Genomic DNA, 7745 nt, shown 5'->3' on the forward strand with positions numbered 1-7745 from the left:
GAATAATTCCTTAAAAAATGTGGAACACCGCGAGACTGGTCACGTAAGCCAGGAATGTCATGTACGCGAGTTGTATGGCGGGCCATTTCCAGCCTCGTGTTTCTCTCTTTACTACGGCCAGCGTGCTCATACACTGCATCGCAAGCACATAAAACACCATCAGCGATAGGGCCGTCGGCAACGTGTACACCTTTGTTCCATCCTCGCGAACGGCATTATGCATTTTCTGTTTAAGAGAAAGATCATCCGTTTCCTCTACACTGTAGAGGGTAGCCATAGTGCCGACAAATACTTCCCGCGCAGCAAATGATGTAATTAGTGCTATGCCAATCTTCCAGTCAAATCCGAGTGGAGCAATTACAGGTTCGATTGATTTTCCAAGGATACCTGCAAAAGAATTCTGTAGCTTCTCAGAATTATATTGCTTGTTTATTTCAGCCAACTGTTCTGTACTTGCATGTTGCTTTATAGCTGCATACTTCTCATCCACATTGTGCATTCTTTGAGAAGGACCATAGGAACTTAATACCCACAACAACAAGCTTATCACCATGATAACCCGTCCTGCATCCATCACAAATATTTTCGCCTTTTCAATCATAGTGATGCCGACATTCTTCCAGCGCGGACCGCGGTACACCGGCAATTCAAGAATGAAAAAGCTTTTCTCTTTCATCTTAACAACAAACTTCAACACGTAGCTTACGATGAGCGCCATAACAACACCCAACAAGTAAAGTCCCATCATTACAAAACCCTGTAAGCTTAAAAATCCCAAATAATATTTCGAAGGAACAACAAGGCTGATAAGGATGGTAAACACAGGAAGTCTCGCACTACAACTCATCAACGGCGTTACCATTATGGTAAGCAGCCGTTCTTTTTTATTTTCAATATTGCGTGTACTCATGATAGCCGGCACTGCACAAGCAAAACCGCTGATCATCGGCATTACACTTTTCCCATTCAGACCAACTTTACGCATTAGCTTATCGCTTAAAAAACTAATACGCGCCATGTAGCCCGTGTCTTCTAGTATTGTAATCAAGCCAAACAGGATCATGATCTGCGGCACAAAAACCAGTATGCCGCTAAGCCCTGCTATAATTCCATTCACCAGCAAATCGCTCCACCATGTTTCGGGCAAAGTATTGTTCAGCCAGCCGCTCACTTCTGCAAAGCCCCAGTCAATAGCATCCATCGGATACTGCGCCAGCCAGAAAATACTTTGAAACAACAAGAACAGAACTGACAACAAAATAATGTACCCCCAGAACCGGTGGAGAAGAACGTTATCAAGTTTTTCTGTGAATAATTTTTTTTGCAAAGGGTCAGGCTCTACCACGTTTTTCTGCATTATTTGTTTTATGCGGCCATAGCGCTGCATAATTTCCTCTGCCTGAGTTTTTGTAGGATTGAATTTGTTGTCTATTTCCGTCTGTTCAATTGCATCCTGTAATTCAGGAGCCAGAGGAAAATTCTCATGATTAATCAGGTAATGAATAGACGCGTATTCACTTAGATGTGGAATCAACTTTTGCATCCCTTCCACTGCAGCGGGCGCAAGTTCCCTGTTCCCGATAAAATCTCTTTGCGGCGGATGATACTGATGCTTACCTGTTTGAACAAGCGCCTTCTTTAATTGTGCAATGCCCTTGTCTTTCCTTGGATTTACCACAACCACCGGAACGCCTAATTCTCTTTCCAAACCAGGAACATCGATTTCAATACCTTTTTTGCGGGCAAGATCCATCATGGTGAGCGCAATTACCACTGGCACTTTCAGGTCTATGATCTGGCTGCAGAATAAAAGATTGCGTTTAAGGTTATTCGCGTCGGCTACAAGTAATATCAGATCAGGTTTTACATTGTCTTCGTCGGCATGCATTAACACGCGGTAAGCAACCCACTCATCTGCCCTTCTTGGGTAAAGACTATAAGTTCCCGGCAGGTCTATAATGGAAGCCTGCAGATTATCATCCAGTCTACTCTCGCCTGTCTTCTTATCAACAGTAACCCCCGGAAAATTTCCCACCTTTTGGTTAAGCCCGGTAAGTGCGTTGAACAGAGATGATTTACCGCTGTTGGGGTTGCCGACCAGGGCTATATTAATATTTTGTAAAGCCAAACCTGTCTCTTTTGAATTGCAGGCAGTCGCCAAACCACACTGCTGTTAAAACATTCAATCTAAATGATGCAAAGTAACGTCAATTCCGAGAATAACATTACGAGATTGGGAAAAGGCGGGGAGAGGTGTGAGGGAGCAGGTATCAGGCGTAAGGTATCAGGTTTGAGGCCTAAGGTGTAAGGCATAGGGTTTGGGACGGGAGGGCAAGGTGCGAGGGTATGGCATTGAACAGCTGCAAAAGTTGGTCGTAATGTTTTGGATCTTCACTCCGCTCCACCGATCCTTGTTCATATGTCAATCGCTATGGCTCATTCCTCATACCTCGCCCCTTACACCTGATACCTGACACCTGATACCTGACACCTGAAAGCTGAAACTTCTTCCTACTTTTGCAGCACATAACCAACTCATTGTGATTTATGAAGATTCTATTGGTGGCTATTGTTTTAGTTCCGGTATTAACATTTGGGCAAAGCAGGAAACAGCGCAAGGCGGAAGAAAAAGAAAACAAAACGATTCTCACAAATCTGCAGGCTCACGTAAAATATCTTGCTGATGATGCAAGACAAGGACGCAGAGCTGGCACACAGGGAGAACTGGACGCAATGGATTACATAAGCCGTCAGTTCGGAACCGTTGGACTAGAACCCAAAGGAGACAACAACTTTGTACAGGAGTTTGATATTAATGAAGGCAAACAATACGATCGTCAAACCACAACTTTATCTGTTAACGGCGCTGCCTTAAAACCTGGTATTGAATTTATTCCCATCGCTTTTTCTGCCAACAGTTCTGCGGATGGCACATCTTCAATTGGCGTCAGGGAAAAAGGCGAACCGTGGTTTTATGATTTAAAAGATATACTTGAAGACAATAAAAACAATCCCCATTTTGATGTTGATAATGCAATTCAGAATGAGGCAAAAAAAGTAACAGCAAAAGGTGCAAAGGCTTTACTCGTTATCAATACCTCGACATCTGAAGATAATGTTCAGTTCAATAAATATGATACTACCGAAGTTGCAGGCATTCCTGTAGTTTATATCACAAAAGATGCGTTACAAAAATATTTTCCGGACAACACCGGCATTTATGATCTTAAACTTTCTGTAAGTCTTCAGCCCAGGCAACGCAAAGCCCACAACGTTATAGGATATATTAATAATAGTGCGGGTAATACAATTATCATAGGTGCTCATTACGACCATCTCGGTTTTGGCGAAGATGGCAATGCACTGGATTCGCAGGGACAGGTTCATAATGGTGCGGATGATAACGCAAGCGGAACAGCTGGTCTTATTGAAATAGCAAGGATCCTGAAAGCAAGCAGCGCAAAAAGTAACAACTATCTCTTTATTGCATTTTCTGCGGAAGAGCTTGGATTGTTAGGTTCAAAATACTGGCTTAGTCATCCAACTATCGCCATCACTCCCAATTACATGATTAATATGGACATGATAGGCCGTTACGATACCGCAAAGAAACTTACAATCGGCGGATATGGAACTTCTCCTGTTTGGTCTCAGGTGATTTCAACTGTTAATTCCGGCGGATTTGTGCTCCATTTTGACAGCAGCGGAACGGGACCAAGTGATCATTCCTCATTCTATCACAAGAATATCCCTGTTCTGTTCTTTTTCACAAACACGCACAGTGACTATCATAAATCAACAGACGATTGGGACAAGATTAACTACACCGGCGAAGTTGGTATTTTACGTTATATACAGCATATAATAGAAGCAACGGATAAACAAGGCAAGCTGGCTTTCTTACAAACGCGTGAACAAGAAGTTGGCTCAGTAAACTTACCGGTAACGCTTGGTGTTATGCCCGATTATGCGTTTACAGGAAAAGGCATGAGAATTGATGGAGTAAGCAAAGGCAAAATAGCAGAAAGAGCAGGTTTGCAAGGCGGTGACATTTTAACGCAGCTTGGCGACTACAAATTTATTGACGTTGTTACTTATATGAAAGCACTTCAACATTTCAAAAAAGGAGATAAAACAACACTCTACGTTACAAGAGACAGTAAGGAGATTACATTTAATATAGAATTCTAAACCCGGCTGGAATAATATTTCGAGATGAAACTAACACTTAACATAGATGATATTACAGATGATTTCTTTTCGGATACAAGATTGCTCGGAATTATTGCAGTGACTAAAAACTATCGCTTCTGCTGGCAGCTAAATAGTTTTCTCGGATATAATTTCAGACTGAACAGAGATATAGAAGTGCATTTACGCAAGAAAGAAAGAAATTATTTTTTTCCGGTATATCAGCATAACGTTAACAATACTTTTCTAAATCACTATATCTATCACAATAGTTTTGACGGTGAGTATCTTCTGCCTGAATTTAAACATATTGACTTTTTATGGTTGATGAAAGGAGATGCGGTGTGTGATGATGATTGCAATAATCTTATCCGTTCTGTTAAAACAATACCCGGGGTTCAATTGGTGACCGAACTGACCAATGAAAAAATAAAAAACAAGGGACACCTGATATTTTGAGCATTGGAATCAATGCACAGTGACAATCTGGTAAAAAAAGGAATCACTCCTGAAGGTTAAAGTTCTTTTCAACATATGCCGTAAGCTGTACCACAATTGCGCTATTATTTGAAAAACGCTATAAAGCTCGTAAGTTTATGTAACAATTACTTCAGAGCAACAATAGCCCGATATGATCTGACAACATTGTCAAATAACCTTATAAACAGTTGTATATGAGTAGCAATACCGCTGCAGGCTGGAACGAAGCTGATAATAAACTGTACAAAAAATTTGAATTCAAAAACTTTTCGGAAGCATTTGCCTTTATGACCAGGGTTGCATTAGAAGCCGAAAAGATGAATCATCATCCTGACTGGAGCAACGTGTATAACAAAGTAGAAATTTGGTTAAACACGCACGATGCCGGAAATACCGTTACAGCAAAAGATCATGCGCTGGCAGAAAAGATAAACGCTTTAACGTAATGAAGTCAAAAGTAAAAATTCAAAAATAAAAACGATCGGTGCAGTCACACTGCTTTTTATAATAAGATCTTCCGGCAATAATTTTTGAATTTTTACTTTTTACTTTTGACTTAAAAGACTTGCACTTGCACACCCCCTTTATTTACAATTTAGTTAACTACTATATTTTGAATTTACAATCTCTTATCTTGCGGCAGGCAGTTTAGCGATAATGTTTTTTTATGGCACAGAATGCAATACATGTTACATCTGAAATAGGAACACTGGAGAGATTATTAATCCACAGCCCTGATGGAGGAATTGGCAAAATAGTACCCAGCAAATTCCAGGAATGGTTATATGATGACACTGTTTTCCTGAGCAACATGCGCAGGGAATACAATGAATATATCAAACTACTTCTCTATTTTCTTGATCCCGATAAAATCGGTTACATACGGAGTTTTGAAAAGAGGCAGGACAAACAAAAGCAACCTGACTGTTATAAGCCTGATCATCCTGACTACTTTAACAGTGATAAAGTGTTGGATACAGAACATGTTCTGGCAAAAGTGCTTGAGCAGGATGCTATAAGATCTAAACTTATTTCTGCCGTATGCGCATGGGAAGGTTGCAGTTTTAAAACAGAAAGGAAACTGGATGCTATCGAAAATCCGCATGAGCTGGCTAAAGTACTTATAAGCGGTGTGTTATATAATCCCGATAAAAAGCAACGGCAATTGGCATTTCAGCCATTACCGAATTTCATTTTCACCAGGGACATTGGCATTGTGCTGCATGACCACCTGTTGTTGAGCAACGCTGCATCTCCGGCACGCGAACGAGAATCGATGTTGATGAAGTTTATTTCTTTCTATCATCTTTTTGAAAAAAAACAGGAAAAAATAATTGAGATATCAGAATCGAGCAGCTTCTTCCTGTTAAATGAAGAAGAGAGACGTGACTTTAAGACATCAGTTGAAGGCGGTGACGTTATGATGATCGCTCCGGGACATATGCTTATTGGCATAAGTGAGCGGACGACAGCAAGTGCTGTGAATGAGATCATTCATTCTATTTTTAAAACTCCGGCAGTTGGTATAGAAAAAATTACGGTAATAAAAATTCCGAAACACCGCGCTCAAATGCACATTGATACGGTGTTTACACAGGTGCGAAAAGATACATGGGTACTGTTTGGCAAGTTCTCTGAAATGTTGAACCAGTATAAAAACAGTACAAGATATTCATACTACCACGACCTTGATGACAGTGAGGCAAAACAAACATTTGAACTCGTTGAAATCCGCCGTTACAAAAAATCAACTGAAGAAACTTATGACGCCGGCAAAAACTACGAGATCAATATCAGCCATAAGGTAACAGGTCTTGAATCTCTGTTAAGAAATATAAGTATAGAAGATTTTAATATTCCTGAAAGTGACGTTAGGATCATTTACAGCGGTAACAACATCTTTCCTTATGATGAAAGGGAGCAGTGGACGGATTCCTGTAATTTGTTAGCTTTAAAAGACGGCGTCGTTGTTGGCTACGACAGGAATAAGGAAACTGAAAAAGGATTTATACAGAATGGTTATGATATTATCACTGCGTCAGAACTATTTGACCGCTTTGAAAAGAAAGAAGCTTCACCGGAAACCATTAATAACACTTTAATATTATTGCCATCTGCAGAACTATCCAGGGCACGCGGTGGTGCACATTGTATGAGTATGCCGTTGTCGCGGAAAGATGTGAGGGTTGAGAGGTGAATGGGGATGGTCAATAGTCAATAGTGAATGGTGAATAGTGAAAGGTGCAGCGACGTTTACTATCAATACAATCTGCCTGAAGGTTGAGAAGTGAATGGTGAATAGTCAATAGTGAAAAGCGCGTGAACATTTATTTCCGGGTAAGAATAAAGAGTTAAGAAGTGAATAGTAAAACAACGCACCTTCGTTAAGAGTGTTGACTGTATTTGTTGCGATGATGAGCGTTGAACGTCATGTCGACGACAGGAGACATCTCGCAACATTTAACAGGTTCGTGTTGGGGGAGGCCTCCCCTGTCGTGCCAATGACAGATTTCATAGCAGTAACAATTTTTCCCGTAGGGAATTAAGCTTAATAGAAATGTGCGAATTGAGAACATCATAGTCCGTTAGGACTTTAACCAAATATAAAGGATTAATGTCCTGACGGACAAGAAAGATCCTATATGTTAGGGCTTCTATTAAACTTAAAGTCCTACGGACTATCGATGAAAAAGTATGCTGTCATCTCTGTTTGACTGAGGTTAACCAAATTCTTCAAATCGTGTTTTGAGGATTGGCATTAAATATTGAATGGTGAATAGTGAAAAGTGCGGGAACGTTTATAATAAGTACGAAGTACGAGTTACGAAGTACCTGGCCTTGATCACGCTTACTGTTATCAGGCAGCACATGTAATTTGAAAATTGCGCAAACGGAAATTAGTCAGGCTGATCGAATTGACGAAATCAGACATCATCAAATCAGCGAAGCGAATGGTGAATAGTGAAAGGTGCGGCAACGTTTATAATAAGTACGAAGTACGAGTTACGAAGTACCTGGCCTTGATCACGCTTACTGTTATCAGGCAGCACATGTAATTTGAAAATTGCGCAAAC

5 protein-coding genes are annotated in these 7745 nt (G+C 40.6%); 4 read left to right on the forward strand and 1 reads right to left on the reverse strand.

Translation table 11 applies throughout. The annotated features are described in order from the left end of the window. Positions 1–10 precede the first annotated feature (10 nt). Positions 11–2128, reverse strand: a complete 2118-nt coding sequence (gene feoB / locus QTN47_RS14040) for a ferrous iron transport protein B (RefSeq protein WP_369330023.1) — start codon at positions 2126–2128, stop codon at positions 11–13. A 419-nt stretch (positions 2129–2547) separates the two neighbouring features. On the opposite strand from feoB, the gene QTN47_RS14045 reads away from it, so the two are divergent. From QTN47_RS14045 to QTN47_RS14060, 4 genes are all read left to right on the forward strand, one after another. Next, positions 2548–4191, forward strand: coding sequence for a M28 family peptidase (locus QTN47_RS14045; protein WP_369330024.1), 1644 nt, complete (start codon positions 2548–2550; stop codon positions 4189–4191). Between the two features lie 24 nt (positions 4192–4215). Next, entirely contained in the window at positions 4216–4650 is a 435-nt protein-coding gene (locus QTN47_RS14050) for an IPExxxVDY family protein (protein WP_369330025.1), read from the forward strand. A 215-nt stretch (positions 4651–4865) separates the two neighbouring features. Next, complete coding sequence (locus QTN47_RS14055; RefSeq protein WP_369330026.1) at positions 4866–5117, forward strand: 4a-hydroxytetrahydrobiopterin dehydratase; 252 nt, start codon at positions 4866–4868, stop codon at positions 5115–5117. Between the two features lie 221 nt (positions 5118–5338). Then, positions 5339–6868, forward strand: coding sequence for an arginine deiminase family protein (locus QTN47_RS14060; RefSeq protein ID WP_369330027.1), 1530 nt, complete (start codon positions 5339–5341; stop codon positions 6866–6868). Positions 6869–7745: the final 877 nt, after the last annotated feature.

It is taken from the genome of Danxiaibacter flavus (assembly GCF_041060425.1).
Lineage (GTDB): Bacteria > Bacteroidota > Bacteroidia > Chitinophagales > Chitinophagaceae > Danxiaibacter > Danxiaibacter flavus.